1 protein-coding gene is annotated in these 526 nt (G+C 42.8%); it reads left to right on the top strand.

Going from position 1 to position 526, the window contains the following annotated elements; genetic code table 11:
* Nucleotides 1–210 precede the first annotated feature (210 nt).
* Nucleotides 211–526 (top strand): hypothetical protein (locus ACTHUR_RS17965; RefSeq protein WP_440400101.1); only part of this gene is annotated, 316 nt, incomplete at its 3' end.

Raw genomic sequence — 526 nt, 5'->3', positions numbered from 1 at the left:
CCCCCACGACGCAACCGCGCACCCCCCACACAACGAATCAACGACCCACATTCAGCAGCAAACTCAACCAAACAAAGAAAACACAAAAAAACCAAGCCCCAACAAAGCGAACAACTACTAGGCACAAACCCAAAACCAAACAACCCACCCACAACCAAACCAAAAACACCACAACAAACACCAAAAAACCAAACCCACGCATACCACAAAATGCAAGAACAAACCACAAACAAAAACAAAAAACCAAACAAACCCAAAAACAACCAACCCCCCCCAAAAACCACCCAAACAACACCCCAAACAAAACACCAACAAAAACAAAACACCATCACAACCAAAAAACCACCACAACCCACCAACCCACAACAAACTAAAAATACCATCAAACGGCCCCCAAAAAAACAAACAACGAACGCCAACGCCCACCACAAAAAAAAAAACAACCCAAACCACCAACCAAAACACCAAACAACAAACCAAACAACAAACAAAACAAAAAAACACAAACAGCCAAAAAACCAACCCA

The organism is Neisseria sp. P0021.S007, from assembly GCF_051956855.1.
Note: the sequence above shows the minus strand (reverse complement) of the source record. Positions and strands in the feature narration are given on the sequence as shown.